9 protein-coding genes are annotated in these 18,488 nt (G+C 35.9%); 8 read left to right on the top strand and 1 reads right to left on the bottom strand.

The features are described from left to right. Positions 1–95 precede the first annotated feature (95 nt). From HGP29_RS19490 to HGP29_RS19525, 8 genes are all read left to right on the top strand, one after another. A complete protein-coding gene (locus tag HGP29_RS19490) occupies positions 96–1,310 on the top strand; it encodes an AGE family epimerase/isomerase (protein ID WP_168884101.1) in 1,215 nt (404 codons plus the stop codon). Next, a complete protein-coding gene (locus HGP29_RS19495; RefSeq protein WP_168884102.1) occupies positions 1,307–2,653 on the top strand; it encodes a glycoside hydrolase 5 family protein in 1,347 nt (448 codons plus the stop codon). Before HGP29_RS19490 ends, HGP29_RS19495 begins: the two co-directional genes overlap by 4 nt. Next, complete coding sequence (locus tag HGP29_RS19500) at positions 2,653–4,425, top strand: arylsulfatase (protein ID WP_168884103.1); 1,773 nt, start codon at positions 2,653–2,655, stop codon at positions 4,423–4,425. The genes HGP29_RS19495 and HGP29_RS19500 overlap by 1 nt, the downstream gene beginning before the upstream one ends. 92 nt (positions 4,426–4,517) lie before the next feature. Then, entirely contained in the window at positions 4,518–6,203 is a 1,686-nt protein-coding gene (locus HGP29_RS19505) for a DUF4493 domain-containing protein (protein ID WP_168884104.1), read from the top strand. A gap of 17 nt (positions 6,204–6,220) precedes the next feature. Further along, entirely contained in the window at positions 6,221–6,841 is a 621-nt protein-coding gene (locus HGP29_RS19510) for a DUF4493 domain-containing protein (protein WP_211093347.1), read from the top strand. A 110-nt stretch (positions 6,842–6,951) separates the two neighbouring features. Further along, positions 6,952–10,488: a two-component regulator propeller domain-containing protein gene (locus tag HGP29_RS19515; RefSeq protein ID WP_168884106.1), complete on the top strand. Its 3,537-nt coding sequence runs from the start codon at positions 6,952–6,954 to the stop codon at positions 10,486–10,488. Between the two features lie 221 nt (positions 10,489–10,709). Beyond that, entirely contained in the window at positions 10,710–11,102 is a 393-nt protein-coding gene (locus tag HGP29_RS19520; RefSeq protein ID WP_168884107.1) for a helix-turn-helix domain-containing protein, read from the top strand. 224 nt (positions 11,103–11,326) lie between these two features. Next, a complete protein-coding gene (locus HGP29_RS19525) occupies positions 11,327–16,756 on the top strand; it encodes a PKD domain-containing protein (RefSeq protein WP_168884108.1) in 5,430 nt (1,809 codons plus the stop codon). Between the two features lie 125 nt (positions 16,757–16,881). Here the strand turns inward: HGP29_RS19525 and HGP29_RS19530 are convergent, their stop codons facing one another. Next, positions 16,882–18,222: a family 16 glycosylhydrolase gene (locus tag HGP29_RS19530; protein ID WP_168884109.1), complete on the bottom strand. Its 1,341-nt coding sequence runs from the start codon at positions 18,220–18,222 to the stop codon at positions 16,882–16,884. Between the last annotated feature and the right edge of the window lie 266 nt (positions 18,223–18,488).

Here is an 18,488-nt window from a genome sequence, read left to right on the forward strand (position 1 = left end):
CTTGTGTCCCTTATTAAAATTAGATTATTTATAGATAGTTAAGGGTTTTATATACTACAGAATACATCAAAATAACATCATCAAATTTCCATCAAATGAATAGAGAGTCATTCAAAATATCGCTAGAAAAAGAACTTAAGGATGGTATTTTAAACTATTGGTTGTCAAATACAATTGATCATAAAAATGGAGGTTTTTTTGGCCAGATTACTTATGATAATATAGTACACAAAGAAGCCGACAAAGGATCGATTATGCATGCAAGAATCTTATGGACATTTGCAGCAGCATATAACCAATTGAAAAATGATAAGTACTTGGAATTATGTGATTATGCCTATGACTACATTAAGAAGGTATTTATCGATAAAAATCATGGTGGTGTTTATTGGATGGTTGATTATTTAGGTAATAAGGTAGATGGAAAGAAACAAATTTATGCGAATGCATTTGTGATCTACGCCTTTTCTGAATATGCAATTGCAAAAGGTATTCAAGAACCATTAGACCTGGCAATGGACCTCTTTCATAAAATCGAAGAACATGCTTTTGATAAAGAATTAAATGGTTATTTCGAAGCATATTCTGAAGAGTGGGTTTTGATGGAAGATTTACGACTTAGCGAGAAAGACAAAAACGAAAAGAAAACAAATAATACGCACTTACATATATTAGAAGCCTATACCACATTATTTAAAGCAACTAAAGATAAACAGGTAGGACAACAGTTGAAAAACTTAATTGTACTATTCTTGGATACTATCTTGGATTCTAATACCTTCCATTTTAAATTATTTTTTGATGAAAACTGGACACTTAAATCTGATGAAATTAGCTATGGTCATGATATAGAAGGAGCATGGTTAATTCAGGAAGCAGCTCAAGAGCTGGGTGATGTGACACTATTAGAAAGAGTAAAGGATACAGCAGTGAAAATTGCAGATGTTACTTTAGCTGAAGGTATTGCAGAAGATGGAGCCATCGTCAATGAAGGTGACCCGACGGGTATCACAGATACAGACCGACATTGGTGGCCACAGATTGAAGCGATGGTAGGTTTTATCAATGCTTATGAAAATACAGATGATGAAAAGTATCTAATTGCAGCCCATCGTTTGTGGGAATATTCGATAGAACATTTAGTCAATAAAGAATTTGGCGAATGGTGGTGGAGAGTTGATGAAAATAATACACCTAATTTAGAAGAAGATAAAGTAGGCCCATGGAAAGCACCATATCATAATGGTCGCGCATGTTTAGAAGGTATAAAACGATTTGAAAAATTAGCACAAACAACATCAATAAAATGAAAGAAATTAAATTACTCTTAAAATACATGATACTGCTTGTAGTAGTGGCATCATGTTCAAAACCAACTCAAGAGCAAAGTACTTCCTTAAATAACAACTTTGTTACGGTACAAAATGGTGCCTTTTTTCTAAATGGGAATCCCTATTATTTTATGGGAGCGAATTATTGGTATGGAATGAATATCGGTATGGAAAAAGGTGGCGACCGTCAACGTCTGATCAATGAATTGGATCAGATGAAAAATATGGGGATCACTAACCTGAGAATTTTAGCTTCTTCAGAAGGTGATGAAAACCAGTCCTTTCAAGTACACCCAACAATGCAAACGGCTCCGGGTGAATACAATGAAGATGTATTTGTTGGTCTAGACTTTTTACTTCAGGAGATGGGGAAAAGAGATATGAAAGCCGTTATGGTATTAAATAACTTTTGGACTTGGTCTGGAGGAATGCCTCAATATCTACAATGGTCTGGAAAAGGAGCTATTCCTTATCCTCAAATTTCAAAAGAATGGAACAAATTTACGGACTACTCTAAACAGTTCTACTCTGATGAAAAAGCCTTAAAAATGTTTGATGACCATTTGAGAGTACTGATCAATAGAAAAAATTCTTTAACAGGTTTGGCCTATAGTGAAGACCCGACCATTATGTCTTGGCAACTTAGTAATGAGCCAAGAGGGTATAGTGAAGTGGAAGCGTATCATAAATGGATTAAAGCTACTGCAACGCTTATTAAGGAACTTGATCCAAACCATTTAGTATCATTGGGTTCTGAAGGAGACTCCCCAGGTCCTGATGCGGGTATCAGCCTTCTAAAAGATAATGTGATCGATGAAATTGATTATGTAACCATACATATTTGGGCTCAGAATTGGGGTTGGTACGATCCTGCACACCCAGAAGAAAAGTTTGAAGAGACAAAGAAAAAAGTCACTACTTATTTAACAAAACATATCCAAGACGCTAAACAGTTAGGAAAACCTGCAGTATTGGAAGAGTTTGGGATTGCTAGAGATAACGATGACTATTCACCTACAGCGACAACGGTCTGGAGAGATAAATATTATCAATTTGTATTTAATGAAGTCGTAAAACATGCACAGGAAAACGCTCCTATCTATGGTATGAATTTCTGGGCTTACTCAGGGGGAGGACGTCCAGCAGCACCAAAAGAATTTTGGAAAAAAGGAGATGACTTTATTGGAGATCCTCCACATGAACCACAAGGTTGGTATGGAGTTTATGATAAAGACCAAAGTACTATTCAGGTGATTAAGGAGTATGCTAAGAAAATGAATGTACTGTCTACTAAAGTGGTAGCTGAAAATGTAACTCAATAATGAAGACAGTAATAAAATATATTTTTGGTTGTTATCTCTTGGGTATTTTGTTTCCAACATTTGCCCAAGAGAAAAGACCTCCCAATGTCATTTTGATATTAACCGATGATCAAGGATGGGGCGACTTTTCTTACACAGGAAATGAGTTTCTGAAAACACCTCACTTTGATCAGATGACAGAAGAAAGTGCCGTATTGGATCACTTTTATGTCAGTCCTGTTTGTGCACCAACAAGAGCAAGTGTATTAACAGGTAGGTACCACTTAAGGACAGGTGTGTCGTTTGTGACGAGAGGTAGGGAAAATATGAGAGCAGAGGAAATAACCATTGCCGAAGCATTTAAATCAGCAGGTTATGCCACAGGCTGTTTTGGAAAATGGCATAATGGAGCTCATTACCCTGAAAATCCCCAAGGACAAGGTTTTGATACTTTCCTTGGGTTTACCTCCGGTCATTGGAGTAATTACTTTGATACACAATTGGAGAATAATGGAGAAATGGTAGAGACAAAGGGATACATCACTGATGTTTTGACCGATGCGACGATCGAATTTATTGAAAAAAATAAAGATCAACCATTTTTTGCATATGTACCGTTTAATGCTCCTCACACTCCATACCAAGTACCAGATAAGTACTATGATCTTTATAAAGACATTGATTTTGGGTATAGCGAAAAGCAAAATAAGAAGATTGCCACTATTTATGGAATGTGTAAAAATGTGGACGATAATCTTGGAAGAATTCGTCAGTACTTAAAAGAGAACAATTTAGAAGAAAATACAATTGTTTTGTTTTTGTCTGACAATGGCCCTCAAGGAGATCGTTACAATGGTCCATGGAGAGGAGGAAAAACATCAGTACATGAAGGAGGCTCATTGGTTCCTTGTACTATTCAATGGAAAGGAAAGATACCTTCATCTGTAAAAACACAATCAACGGCTCATATTGATCTTATGCCTACACTAATTGGGTTAGCTGGTATTGAGAAATCTCAACAAATCCAATTTGATGGGATAGATTTGAGCGAGTATTTATTAGACTCCAAAGCAGTTATTGAAGACCGAAATCTATATACACATATGACGGGATTTGAAATAACGGCAGAAAGAGGTGCAGTGAGACAGGGAAATTATAGGTTTACGACAGAATTTGGAGAGAAAGGATTGTATAATCTTAAAGAAGACCCTTCTGAGAAAAAGAACCTAATAGACCAATTACCTAATAAATCTAAGGAACTAGAAAATGCATTTCTAGATTGGTACAAAGATGTTACGGCTTCAGGTTTTTCAGATTTACGAATTCCTATGGGATACTCTGAAAGTAAAAGAGTAGTGCTAGCTGCTCACGAAAGTAGCTCTAAGGGTGATTTAAAATTTAAAGCTAACGTAAACGGTTGGGCACATGATTGGTACTTAGTCGATGGCTATGCTGAAATCCAATGGCCTATTGCTATCGTACAACCTTCAACTTTTCATTTACAATTAAAGTACGCTGGAGACGTAGTAAAAGGAGATATTATAGAAGTGACAATTGGTCATCAAACGATAAAGAAAAAAATCAGAAAAAATTATACTCCGACACCATTACCAACTCCGGATAGAGTAATGAGAGAACAGGAGGCAAAAGAACAAACTTGGGGAACTCTAGACCTTGGGAAGGTATCCTTACCTGAATTAGGAAAAACTACCTGTGAAATAAAAATACAGAAAGTGAATAAAGGAACTCTTGAGGTGAAAGAATTGATCACAAGAAGAATAGATACGCTGTAAAGCTAGCTGTATCAGGAAAGAAAACAATCAGATATGATTTTTTAAACTAAACATAATTTAAAATATTTTTCACTTGGATTATGAGAAAAAAGATGAATACATACTTATTATTACTTTTTCTAGGGTTGATAAGTTGTTCGACAGAAGAACCAACAGATACCCCAGAAACTACTATGGGAAACTTGACGCTCTCTGTCGCTATCGATGAACAAGTTGATGAACAAAGCTCTCAGCGTCAAAAGGAAGAAACATTGGACATGAAAATCGATATCGTTGATGTTGATGGCAAGACAGTGGATTCTTACGCATCAATAAATGAATTACCAGAGGAGATCGAATTAGCAACAGGTGTATATACTGCACAAGGAGTAAGCACATCATCTAAACAATTGGGTTTTGATGATCCTCAATATGGTGGTACTTCAGAGGATTTTTCGATCCAATCCGATCAATTAACTGCAGTGAGTTTATCATGTAATCTTCAGAATACAATGGTTTCTGTAGCCTATTCAGATGTGGTAAAAAATCAGTTTTCGGTATATTCTTCTGTTGTAAAATCTTCTTTTGGAGAGTTAGCGTTCGAACAAGGCGAAACTAGATCAGGTTACTTTAGATCGAGTGGAAGCTTAACAGTAAATTCAACGATAGGAGAAGGAAATAGCCAGTTGAATGCAGAAGTAACAATTGATAATATCCAACCTACAACACATTACACTGTAACTATTGATGTGGATACAGGTACAGGAAAATTAGTAATTACTGTTGATGAAACTGTACTTGATGGTGGTGAAAAAGATATTGTAATTACTCCAGTAGAGGGAGAAGAAAGACCAGATTACAACACATCTATTGGTTTCTTTACTAAAGATGGAAAATTATACGATGCCAATGGAGTAGAATTTATTGCTAGAGGCCTTAACAATGCTCACTTCTGGTTCGATAACGGAGGAAGAGAATTGGCATTAGATGCGTTGACTCCAATTGCGGCCTATCACTCAAATGCAGTACGATTGGTTTGGCAAACAAACTATGAAGCTAAAAACTGGAACAATGTTGAAGAAAGTGTTCAACTAAGAAAGTTGATCACAACAACGATCGATAAAGGTATGGTGCCAATGATCGAATTACATGATGTAACAGGAGATGAAAGTAAGGAAAACTTATTAAAAATGGCCGAATTTTATGTCAGAGCAGATATTCTTGCAGTGATGAAAGAGTTCGAAAGTATCCTTCTAATTAACATCGCAAATGAATGGAGTGGTAAAACAACTACATATAGAGATGCTTATAAAGAGGCGGTGACCATGATGAGAAATGCAGGCCTTAAACATACCATCGTTATTGATGCAAGTGGCTGGGGACAAGACATGACACCGATTTTTGATTATGGACAGGAAATCATCGATAATGATCCTCAGAAGAATATTCTGTTCTCTGTTCACATGTACCAAAGTTATAGAAATGAAGTGACCATTACTTCAAACCTTGAGAAAGCAGTTGAAATGAAATTGCCATTGATTGTTGGTGAATTTGGTTTCCAACATGGTGGAACTCCAGAAGCACCAATTCAGATTCCATATGAACATATTCTTTCAGAGTGTGAACGCTTAGGAATCGGATGGTATGCCTGGTCATGGAAAGGAAATTCTGGAGGAGTAGAATACTTGGACCTTTCTGAAGATTGGGAAGGTACTACACTAACAGATTGGGGTGATGGTATTGTAAATGATGTCAATGGCCTAAAGAATACATCGAAGAAAGTATCAGTGATTAACTAATTGAAACAATGAAAAACATGAAAAAATTATTTATCACAGCACTTGTAAGTGTACTATTTTTCAGTTGTACTACTTCAGATGAAAAAGAAAATGAAGTACATCATGGACAGTTGGTTATTCAGCTTTCGAGTAACCAGAGAAGTTTGGAAGAGGTAGAAGAATATGGATTATCTATAGTAAATGCAGAAGGTGAGGCAGTTATTGTTTATGACAAAGTTGCTGATGCACCAGCCTCTATTGACTTAGCAGTGGGGAGCTATACTGTAAAAGTATACAGTGCAGAGGAGAAACCTCCTTTTTCTTTCGATGCACCATATTTCTATGGAGAAGAAGCATGTGTGATTGAAAGTGGTCAGGAGACTTCTGTAAGCATTGACTGTAAGATGGAACATGTTAAACTAACATTAGCGTATTCATCTGAAATTACAAATAATGCAAAATCTTATTCGTCTGTTATTGAATCTTCTAATGGACAAATTACAATAGATGAAGAAACATCAAACACTGTATATGCAGAGCGTTCTGCATTAATCATATCAACAACAATAGAGGAACAAGACGGAACTGTTTTGACAGGTAAACAGGTGATTTCTGGGTTAGAAAATCAAACGGAATATTTAATAAATATTTCTTACTAACTACTACTAAGTATAAACCAAAAAATAGAAAAGCTATCCCGTTTGGGGTAGGCTTTTCTCTACTATCAATTCACAACTAACGATTATCCACAACAAAACTTTTTAGTGAAATGAAAAAAATTATTTATACATCGATACTGTTACTTTTTTTTAGTATTACATATTCTCAGGATAAAATTTTTCACCATATCAATGAGAATTCAGGTTTAACAAATAAGGTAGTTAAAGACCTTATCAGGGATAAAAAAGGCTTTTTATGGGCAGCAACACAAAACGGGCTGCACCGCTATGATGGATATAAAATGAAGGTGTATAGAACTTCATCTTCAGATCCGAATTTTGCACTTTCTAGTAATGACATTAATGTCTTAATGGAAGACAACGAACAGCGTTTGTGGGTAGGTACTACAACCAACTTACACATGATGAATGCTGATGGAGAATCATTTATAAAATTAATGGATAAATCACCTTTTGGTGAAGAGGCTTTTGTGTTTGAAATCACTTCGATTATTCAAGACAAAGACGATGATATTTGGGTAGGAACAAAAGGAGCAGGTTTATATAAGTTTAATGAAGATGGTGAACTATTGGTTCATTATTTATCAAATAAAGAAAGTAGGTACTTGTCTACTATCAATGCGTTAGCCGAGGACAAAAACGGAAATATTTGGATTGGTCATGATGAGTTGAACATTAGTGTTTTTGATAGAGAAAACGGGGCGTTTTCAATGATCCGTTTGGACCAAAATCAAAGTCACTTTGTGAATAATAATGCTAGTGATATTACTAAAATAATCGTCACAGAAAATAAAGGAATATTAGTGGGGACGTTGCAAAATGGCCTCTTTTCAATTCACCCACAAACCAAAGAGATAGATTATTTATATACCATAAATAAAACCCTAAAGCACCCATCTATCCAAGATATTGTTGTCGATAATTTTAGACAAGTTTGGGTGGCAACTTCTGATGGGTTACACCTATTATCATCATATAGTGATAAGGTGACGAAGATATACAGAAATGATGATCTAAATAAAAAGAGTATTGCATCGAATGCCTTGAAGTCTCTTTGTTATGATCAACAGAATATTTTATGGGTTGGTGTTTCGGGAAAAGGTATTGATTACATAGAACCAAACTTTAAGAAATTCAACACTTACAAAAGAGAGGTGATGAATTACAATAGTCTTAAGCACACAACAGTGCAAACTATTTTTGAAGATAGTAAAAAGAACTTGTGGTTTGGTACAAGTGGTGGTGGTGTATCTTTCTTAAATACAAAAACAGGAAAATACGAACACTATACCCCAGAAAAAGGAAATCCAGATAAGTTACAAGAGTGGTCAGTTTTTTCTATTTATGAAGACCACCAAGGAAATATTTGGGTCGGTTCGTATTTAGGTGGTTTAGCAAAATTCGATACCAAAACTAAAAAGTTTAAGACCTACAAAAATAATTCTTGGGATAAGTCAAGCCTACCTCATGATGACGTTAGAGATATTTTTGAAGATAGTAAAAACCAATTGTGGGTGACTACAAATGGAGGCGGTGTTGCTATTTTTGATAGAGAGCAAGAAACTTTTAAAGTATTTCAGAGAGAACATAACAAAGGAGCTGAAACGTTATCGAGTAATTGGACTCTCAATGTTTATGAAGATTCAAGAGGTTGGATTTGGGTAGGAACATATGGAGGATTATCTATTTATTACCCTAATGAAGACCGTTGGATTAACTTTATGAATGATAAAGATGATCCCAAGTCTTTATCGCACAACTGGGTATATGCAGTCCACGAAGATAAAGAGGGCAATATTTGGATTGGTACCGCTGGAGGTTTGAATAAGATTGATGAAGAAAAGATGTCATCACCGATCAAAGAATATACCTCAGATCTTATGAGTTTATACTCTGAAAAAGAAGGACTGATGAGCAATAGTATTCATGGTATTTTAGAAGACCAAAAAGGCAACTTATGGTTGAGCTCTAACTCTGGTATTACAAAATTTAATGTAGATGAAAATTCATTCCGTCATTTTACCAAAGACGATGGATTACAAGGCAATGAGTTTATACCCATGTCTTATATGAAAACAGCAAAAGGGAAACTTATTTTTGGTGGAAATAACGGTGCCAACGAGTTTTTACCCAAAGAGATTAATATCAATCCTTTTTCTCCTAAAGTAGTACTCACAGGATTTTCACTTTTTAATCAAGAAGTAAAAGCCAGTACTAACTCACCCATTCTATCAAGAGATATAACAAGTACAGATGAGATCGTTTTGAACCATGATCAAAATGTATTGACATTCAGTTTTGTAGCCCTAAATCTAATTTCACCAGAGAAAAACCAATATGCATATAAAATGGATGGTTTTGATAAGGATTGGAATTATGTTAATCATAAAAGAGAGGCAATTTATACTAACCTCGATCCGGGTGATTATATTTTTATGGTAAAAGGAACCAATAATGATGGCTTATGGAGTGAGGATGAACAAGAAATCCTACTAACTATTTATCCTCCATATTGGCAGACTTGGTGGTTTAGACTTTCAGTATTTCTATTGTTGGTATTAACGATCTACTTAGGGTATAAATGGAAAGTTAGAGCTTACAAGAGAGAACAACAGGTTTTGGAAAATACTGTAAATGAAAGGACTGCGGAACTTGCTGAAAGAAATGATGATCTTTTAATGATCAACGAGGAAGTTCAGCAACAAGCGGAAGAACTTGAAATGCAGAGGGACAACCTTTCGAACACCAATAAGTTGATTTCAGAACGAAACATTGAACTAAATAAAAAGAACACTGAGATTTCGACTTTATTGGATCAGTTAAAAGTGGCCAATGGGGAGATTTCATTAAAAAACAGACATATAACAGATTCCATTCGTTATGCTCAAACAATGCAGGAAGCGATTCTTCCATTAACAGGACAGTTTTCGCAGTTCTTTACGAATCACTTTATTCTTTTTAAACCAAAAGACATAGTCTCTGGAGACTTCTATTGGTTAAGTGCAAAAGATACCGAAAACAGACTTTTTGTAGCAGTTGTGGACTGTACCGGACATGGTGTTCCAGGGGCTTTTATGTCGATGATCGGCATGTCTTTATTGAATAAAATTGTCAACGAGAACAATATTAGTTCTCCTGCATTAGTCTTAAAAAAATTAGACGAAGGGATCAGAAAAGCATTAAAACAGGAGCATTCTAAAAATTCTGATGGGATGGATTTAAGTATTATACGCATCGACCCTACAGAGAATGGTAGCAAAGAATTATGTTTCTCTTCTGCAAAAGGGATGATGTACATCTACAATAAAGAGGAGCATGCACTAAAGAAAATATCTGGGGATAGAATCTCAATTGGAGGAATAAAAAGAAGAAAAGAGAAGAAGTTTACGGAACAAAATTTCTCACTGAAAAAAGGAGACCGATTGTATCTTCTTACTGACGGATACATTGATCAATGCGATATCGACCGTAAGAAATTTGGTTCTATAAAATTGGAGAAAATCTTTTTCCAATCTATCAAAATGCCATTAGAAAAACAGTATAGTTTATTGTTGGATGTATTAAGGATACACCAAGGGGATGCGGAACAACGAGACGATATTACTATTCTGGGATTTGAAATTTAATGAATAGAAAATGAGTGAATAATGTGAAATAAAAATAACTAACTATGAAAACAGATAAATTGATTAGAATAAGTTTTATTTTTCTAATATTCTTATTCGCTACTGTGATTATTATTGAATCTGTTTATCTACTCTTCACTTTAGACAACAGGTTCAGTATTCACATGATTTATTTGATTCTTTTACTCTTTATGATTTTATGTGTTTTATTATTTTATAATATGAAATACAATAAAAAAATCAAAAAGAGTAAAAGAACTACGCTCTCCGTAATTGAAGAAGTTGATGAAATGATGATCTCTAAAATAGAATCGATCATTGACAAACATCTTTCAGATTCAACATTTAGCGTTTCAGAAATAGAAAAACAAATAGGGGTAAGTCGACCTGTATTACTTAGCCAATTTAAACGAGTAAAAGGAACAACTTTGGTCAACTATATAAAACTTGAACGGTTGAAAAAAGCTTCTTTATTATTGATAAACACCAATAAAAATATTTCAGAAGTAGCCTACCAAGTAGGATTTTCAGATCCGAAATACTTTAGTAGAGCATTTAGAATAGAATATGGAGAGACACCTACAGAATATAGAAAAATTAAACGGAACAGTTAGAACAGAGCGAAGAATAACTATTGAATAATAGTTGTGGGAATTTCATTTCATGTTGATAGAGGGACATAATTTATGTTCCTTTATTTTTTGCATTACAATTTGACAAAAATAAGAAAAAGAATAGGTGTAAATTTTTAAAATTGAACTTTATAATTAAAAAAATACACTTCATAGGCATACGTTATGATCAACTTGGGAGGGTAATTTAACTAACTTTTTTAACTATGAAGTCTGAAATGAAAATGATGCGTTGCATCTTGAAATGGTTAATTCTAACCCTTTCTCTTTATGGGCTAAGTATCGCAACGGTACAAGCTCAAAGTTCAACGGGAATAAGTTGTTCTTCTAATGATCACTGCCCAGAAGGGTACGTCTGTGAAGGATGGCCTACCTATGAATGTGTACCTGATGGATCGGGTGGAGGTGAAGACAATGAAGAAGGTCCACAACCACCAACTCCATCACATGGAGCCAATAAAATTGGTATTCTATGGACCTCTTGGGATGTTTCTCACTTTAGTAACTATTCTACCTACATCGATAATATGGATAGCTGGGGGATTGAATATGTTTCTATTAATCCTACCTACTTTGTAAACACCTATGAAGAAGGAATCATAACCACTTGGCAAGGGGCGGAGAAAACACCAAGTATTTCTTTACAAAAATCTGTGATTAAAGAATTGATCAGTAGAGATTATTATATCAACTATAGACCTCACATTGACCCCATTAAGTATGCAATGCCAATGGGAGCAACAAGAGATAATTGGAACACAATTCCTGGAGGGCAAGATTGGAGAGGTAAGTTTGATCAATTTGATCCTACAAACCCAACAATTGGATACAGAGAAATTGTAATCTTACCGGGCCTTCATATGTTAGCAGAAGCAATCCGAGAATCAGGGGCTCCTACAATGCCTATTCGCTTTGATTTGGGAGCGGAACTGATGGACGCCATGTTGAACTATCCAAATGAATGGATTACTCTTCGTAATGAAGTGGAAGTTTTATTAGCTACAACATATAGTGATGTAGCTGAACACATTACGTTAAGCCATAACTTCTGTCATCATATTGAACTGTTATTAAGTATTCCAGAGCATCAAGATTTCTTTGAAAGAATAGAACCTAATCAACAACTTAATCCTGAAGGTCAATTTCTAGATAGAGAAGGGGTAACGGATGAAGATAGAGCTGCCATTGGACAGTATATTGCAGGATTGGATGAGGTGACAATTTCTCAATATATGCCATTAGATATCTTTGCTCAAAATGGTGCAACTACTACTCCAGACGAAGTAAATCAAGCATTATTATGGCATGAGGAAAACTTTATCAATGAGGTATTAATTGGTGCTCTTGGTATTGCACCAGAAGATATTCCAATTCTACATATTGGAGAGTATGGTATGGGTTGGAGAGGTTTAGCAGCTCCAAATGTTTGGGATGCTGAGGCATGGTATGATGCAGGTGCTGGTCAGTATATCTTAAATGATGAAGAGCAAATGGCTGATGCTGCCATTGCAATCGATGGTATATTGAAATATGTTGCTGATGATTCAGGGACAAAATTCAACTCTTTCCTCTTATGGTTTGGAGGTGCTCCATATGATGTGATCGGTATCAACGAACATTCAGAATGGTACAATGCTCCTGCGGCAGATGCTTTATCTAACTATTGGAACTCACATAGTGGTGCTCCTTCTCCATTAATTCCTCCTTTTGAGGGGCCAGTTTATGTACCTGTTGCAAAAGCTGGAGCAGATCAAACGGTCATTGATGAAGATGGGAATGGCGTTGCAACCATTACATTAGATGGTAGTACAAGTACTGATGATATAGCAGTGACTTCTTATTCTTGGTCAGATGAAAATGGGGTGATTGCAACTGAAGCTATTGTATCACTTGAATTAGCAGTAGGGACTTACACTTATACTTTAACAGTAGAAGATGCGGATGGCAATGTGGATACGGATAAAGTTATTATTGTAGTAAGTGAATCACTTCCAAATCAAAATCCAGTAGCTGTAAGTACAATAGCAAGAGCAACAGATACTGACAATAATGGAGTAGAGTCTGTTACTTTAAATGCTTCAGAAAGTACTGATGATGGAACAATTGTATCGTATGTATGGACTCTAGATGGTACAGAAATCGGTACTGGTGTATCAATCACCGAGGATTTTACTGTCGGTACTCATATTGTTGAATTAACAGTAACAGATGATGAAGGAGCAGTTAGTTCGACTACAACTACAGTGATAGTAGATCCTTTCAATGCCAGTAGAATGGATAGAATACTTGTAGGCAATCAGTCTCTTTTCTTATCGGGAGGTAACTTAGCATGGTATAATTTTGCGAATGATTTTGGAGAGAAAACAACAAACCTAGAGTATTATGAGCAGGCTATTTCTGACTTTGCTACTAGAGGTGGTAACTCCATGCGTTTATGGGTGCACATCAATGGAGCCAATAATCCAGAGCTAGATGCTAGTGGGTATACATCTGGACTTGAGCCTTCAATGATTCAAGATTTAAGAGATGTATTAGACATTGCGTACGACCATAATGTTGTCTTGAATTTATGTCTATGGTCTTTTGATATGTTGAATACAAGAGACTATCCTACTGAAGTTTCACAAAGAGCAAAAAAGTTATTAGAAAATGAGGAAAACATTGATGCGTATATCAACAATGCTTTAATTCCAATGGTGAGTGGGTTGAAAGATCATGAGGCATTATTATCATGGGAAATCTTCAATGAGCCTGAAGGAATGAGTAACGAATTTGGTTGGGATTTCACAGATCATGTTCCAATGTCTACAATTCAGCGATTTATTAATAGACTTTCTGGAGCAATCCATAGGGAAGATCCTGAGGCAAAAGTAACAAACGGCGCTTGGTCTTTTAAAGCCAATTCAGACATCTTCTCTGGAGTGGAGAAAAACTACTATTCTGATGCAGAGTTGATTGCCGCAGGCGGTGATGTAGACGGTACTTTAGATTACTACCAAGTGCATTATTACAGTTGGGCAGGGACTACTTATTCTCCATTTGTACATCCAGCATCGCATTGGGAACTTGATAAGCCATTAGTCATGGGAGAATTCTATGTGGAAGATCAACCAGGCTCAATTGCAGAAGAAGACTTGTTTGAGATTCTTTATAATAATGGTTATGCCGGTGCATGGGGATGGCAATATAGAACATATGATGACGGTGATAATACCGATGAAATACATCGAGATGCCATGCTTGCAGGTGTAGTGACTTTAGATGGGTACCCTGATATTGCGATTGATCCTAATAGAAATCATAGACCTACAATTATTGGAACTATTAATAGTTTCAGAACAGACAAAGATGCAGCAACATTACAAAACTATTTAGATTTAAATACAATATTTTTTGATCCAGAAGGAACAAACCTGAACTATACAGTAGAGACTTCTCCAAGTAATGTAGTCATTCCATCCGTTGATAACGGAATGTTAACTTTAGCTTTTGCTGATGGAGCAACTGCTGATGTAACTGTAACAGTCATAGCTACAGATTCAGGAACTCCTGCAGCGTCTAATTCAATTGATTTCGTAGTGAGTGTCAATGAACCAGGAACAGGTAACTTAGCACTTTATCAAACAGTATCGGCTTCTTCTGTAGAAGAAGGCCCCAATACAGCTGAAAGTGTAAATGATGGAGATTTATTGACAAGATGGTCGAGCTTATATGAGGATCCTAGCTGGATTGCTGTAGCATTTGATCAAGAATATTCTGTCAATGAGGTGAAGATATATTGGGAAGGATCATACAGCTCTCAATACGAAATTCAAGTATCTCAAGATGGGACTTCTTGGAATTCTGTGTATACAAATAACGCGGGTACAGGTGGAGAAGATATTATTACATTCCCTGCAGTCAATGCAAAACATATCAGAATGTATGGTATTCAAAGAGCCATCGAGTGGGGACATTCAATCTATGAGTTTGAAGTATATGGAGACGTTCCAAAATCCATTTCAGCAAATGCCGGTGCAGATCAATTCTTAAATGACCATGATGGAAACGGATCGGAGATGGTTACGCTGAACGGTACTGCATCAACAGATGCCGAACAAACTATTGTTACTTATGAATGGACTGAAAATGGAGCATCAATTGCTTCAGGAGCTACAGCAGATGTAGAACTTGGAGTGGGAGACCATAACATCACTTTAACGGTAACCAACGATTTAGGTGTGAGCAGTACAGATCACATAAAAGTGAAGATTTTACCTGCGGGATGTACCACAGAAAGTACACCACTTGTATCAAATTGGTCATTAGGAAACGAGTGGTCAGATCAGAATAATGGTTCAAACTTATCGAATGCAGGAGGAGCATTGGTGTTGAATCATAGAATGTGGGGTAAGACAGATATTTGGTTGATGCAAACAGGTATTCCTTTATCAATTACTCAAGGAGAGCCGGTGAATGTAGCGTTTGATTTTAGTGCAGCAAGTACTCCATCTGTGACTTCAATGAGTGTAGCATTAATTTCTTCTTTTGATAATGAAGGTCCTGTTGATGTAATTCAATCAGGTATCAATGTTGATGGGCCATTTGAAACTGGATTTAATTCTTACAGTATTGATTTCACAGCGGAAGAAACTTCAAATGAGGCCTACTTAGCATTTTATTTAGTATTTGATACTCAACCAAATGCAGAAGTGACTTATGCATTGAAAAACCTAACTGTTTGTACAGGAACAGTCAATGTTAATACAGCACCAATTGCCAATGCTGGAATTGATCAGTCTGTTGAGGATATCGATCAAAATGGATTTGAAACCATATCGTTAGATGGTTCATCTAGTAGCGATTTAGAAGGAGCTATAGCCTCTTATTGCTGGACTTTGAATGGGGCAGAAATCGCGACAGGTGTAAATCCATCCGTTGAGTTAGCAGTTGGAACCCATCAGATTACACTAACAGTAACAGATAATGAAGGTCTAACTGATACAGATGAAGTAACAGTGTCGGTTGAAGAAGTAATATTTGAGACAAGTTTATATGAAGCAGAAAATGCATCATTAACTTCAGTTTCTGTTGAATCAGATGCTACTGCTAGCGAAGGTGCTTATGTTCATATGCAAGGAGATGGATCTATTACTTGGACTTTTAATGCCTCTACTGCAGGCACACAAACCATCAATATTGGCTATTTGTTACCACATGGAAATAAAAACCAATATGTTAGTATCAATGGTAATTCGTTGGGTAGTATCCTTTTTGATGGCCCTACTAATGCTTGGTTAGAGAAATCAATAGATGTCGAAGTGGTTACAGGTAATAATACAGTGACCATCAACAAACATTGGGGATATATGTATTTTGATTACTTGAGTGTAGGTAGTGGTTCAAATTCAAGAGCAGTTGCTCTAGTACCTGAGATTACTGCTGATGAAGTATCCATCTATCCAAACCCAGCAACTACAGAATTTACAGTTGCTGTAGAAGGTTTTGAGTCAATGATAGTTTATGATTTGAAAGGTATAGCTTTGATTAACTCAAATCAACCTACTGCTCAAGTTGGAGCATTGGGAACAGGTATTTACTTAGTAAGAGTATATACAACAAATGGTATTAAAAATATCAGATTGAGTGTAAGGTAATCTCTTTGAAATAGATGAATAAAATAGGGTTGGATAGTATCGTACTGTCCAACCCTTATTAAAATGAAAATGAGGCCATACATTGTAAGACCTCATCTCAATCATGATGAATATATTCGTATTAACTATTTTCCATCCAATACTTCCGGTGCAGCTTCTACTTCCGTCAATTCGAAGTAATCTACATGTACTTCCTTTTTCTGCCATTTGTTGGTAAAGTAGATATAAGTTTGATTCGCAAACTGCCCAGTAGTGAAAACAATACTTTGGCGGTACCATTCATTCTTAAAATACTTAATAATTGGCTGTTGCCCTTTTTTACCAAAAGCCTTGACACCCAACCAACCGTTCTGCCAAATGTCTTTCATATTTGTCATCGGAGCGCGAGCTGAAGCAGATAACACATAGGTAGTATTTGGTTTTAATTTCACTGTTCTTGAAATGGTAGACTCTTTTCCAGCGCCAAGCTTGATATAATTCATACCTGCCTCATTTTTACCTTTAGCATTAACAAGCTTCACCTTTCCTTCAATATCCCAATTTTCTAAACCATTGTCGAAGTCAGCATTTTCAAGTACATTCTCATGAATTTCACAGGAAACATCTGAAGATGGTTTTCTTTGCCATACGCGGACATAATCCACCAAAAACTCTACTCCTTTCTCAGTGATATCTTCCTTTTTAGGATTCACTTTCCATGGAAACACTTCGTTATCAACCCAAACTTTTTGTTCGTTGTTCATTACCCATTTGTCTCCCAATTCCTCTTTGGTAACGCATCGGATTAATTGTCCATCGATATATAACTTTAGGAAATCTTCACCCCACTCACAACCATATACATGATAATCGGCCGCTAGTCTATACGGTAATTGTGCTTTATTATCCCAGCTAGTTTTTCCATATAAAGGGTCTTTTCTGTCTTTGCCCCAATCATGAAAAGAAGTGTGATACAACTTTTCTACATGTTTATCTTTTGGATATTTACCAAAAATCTCAAATAGGTCTAATTCTCCACCTTTACCTGTAAACCAGAAAGCACTAGAAAGAGGAGCATCAGCCGGTTTACATTTAATTTCCATGTATCCCGTCTTGAATTTCTGTTTTGTAATAATCGCTCCGGTAGTAATATTTTCATATTTATAACCTTTATGTTGCCCCTTTAGAAATTTAAAGTTCGGTTCCCAGCGAGTAGTGATCACAAGGTGCCCATTTTTTACATCTACTGCATGAGGTACAAATTGAGAAGGTGCTCTTCCTTTAAAATTATTTTCATAGTGGTCGTTTTCTCCCTGAACGATCCATTTGTCTTTATCAATAGAAGCTCCGTTGAATTCATCACTTACCTCTTTGTTAAGTGTCCAACCTTGTTTGTTGTTAGGATCAGAGTAGGGAGACTGTGCTAAAACCGAAGTAGTAACAAAAGATGCCACACACAGTGTACCGATTCTGATTAACTTGTTCATGTTATTCATTTCAATACAATAAAAGTCACAAAAATATCTGTCATTAAATGTTGTAAGTGCAATTTCTGTAAAAATGCAGGAGTGTAGGTTTTTATAAGTAAATATAACTTTTCTATACGTAAAGTCTCTGTTTAATAGTGTTTTTTACCGACACTAGAAGCTTATCGAGTGATAAAGTAGATCGTTTGATATTTGATAGAATGTATATACTAGTCAAATAGTCGACTTTCTGTTCATTTCTATAAAAAGGAGTTCAAAGAAATACT

This window comes from Flammeovirga agarivorans (genome assembly GCF_012641475.1).
GTDB lineage: Bacteria > Bacteroidota > Bacteroidia > Cytophagales > Flammeovirgaceae > Flammeovirga > Flammeovirga agarivorans.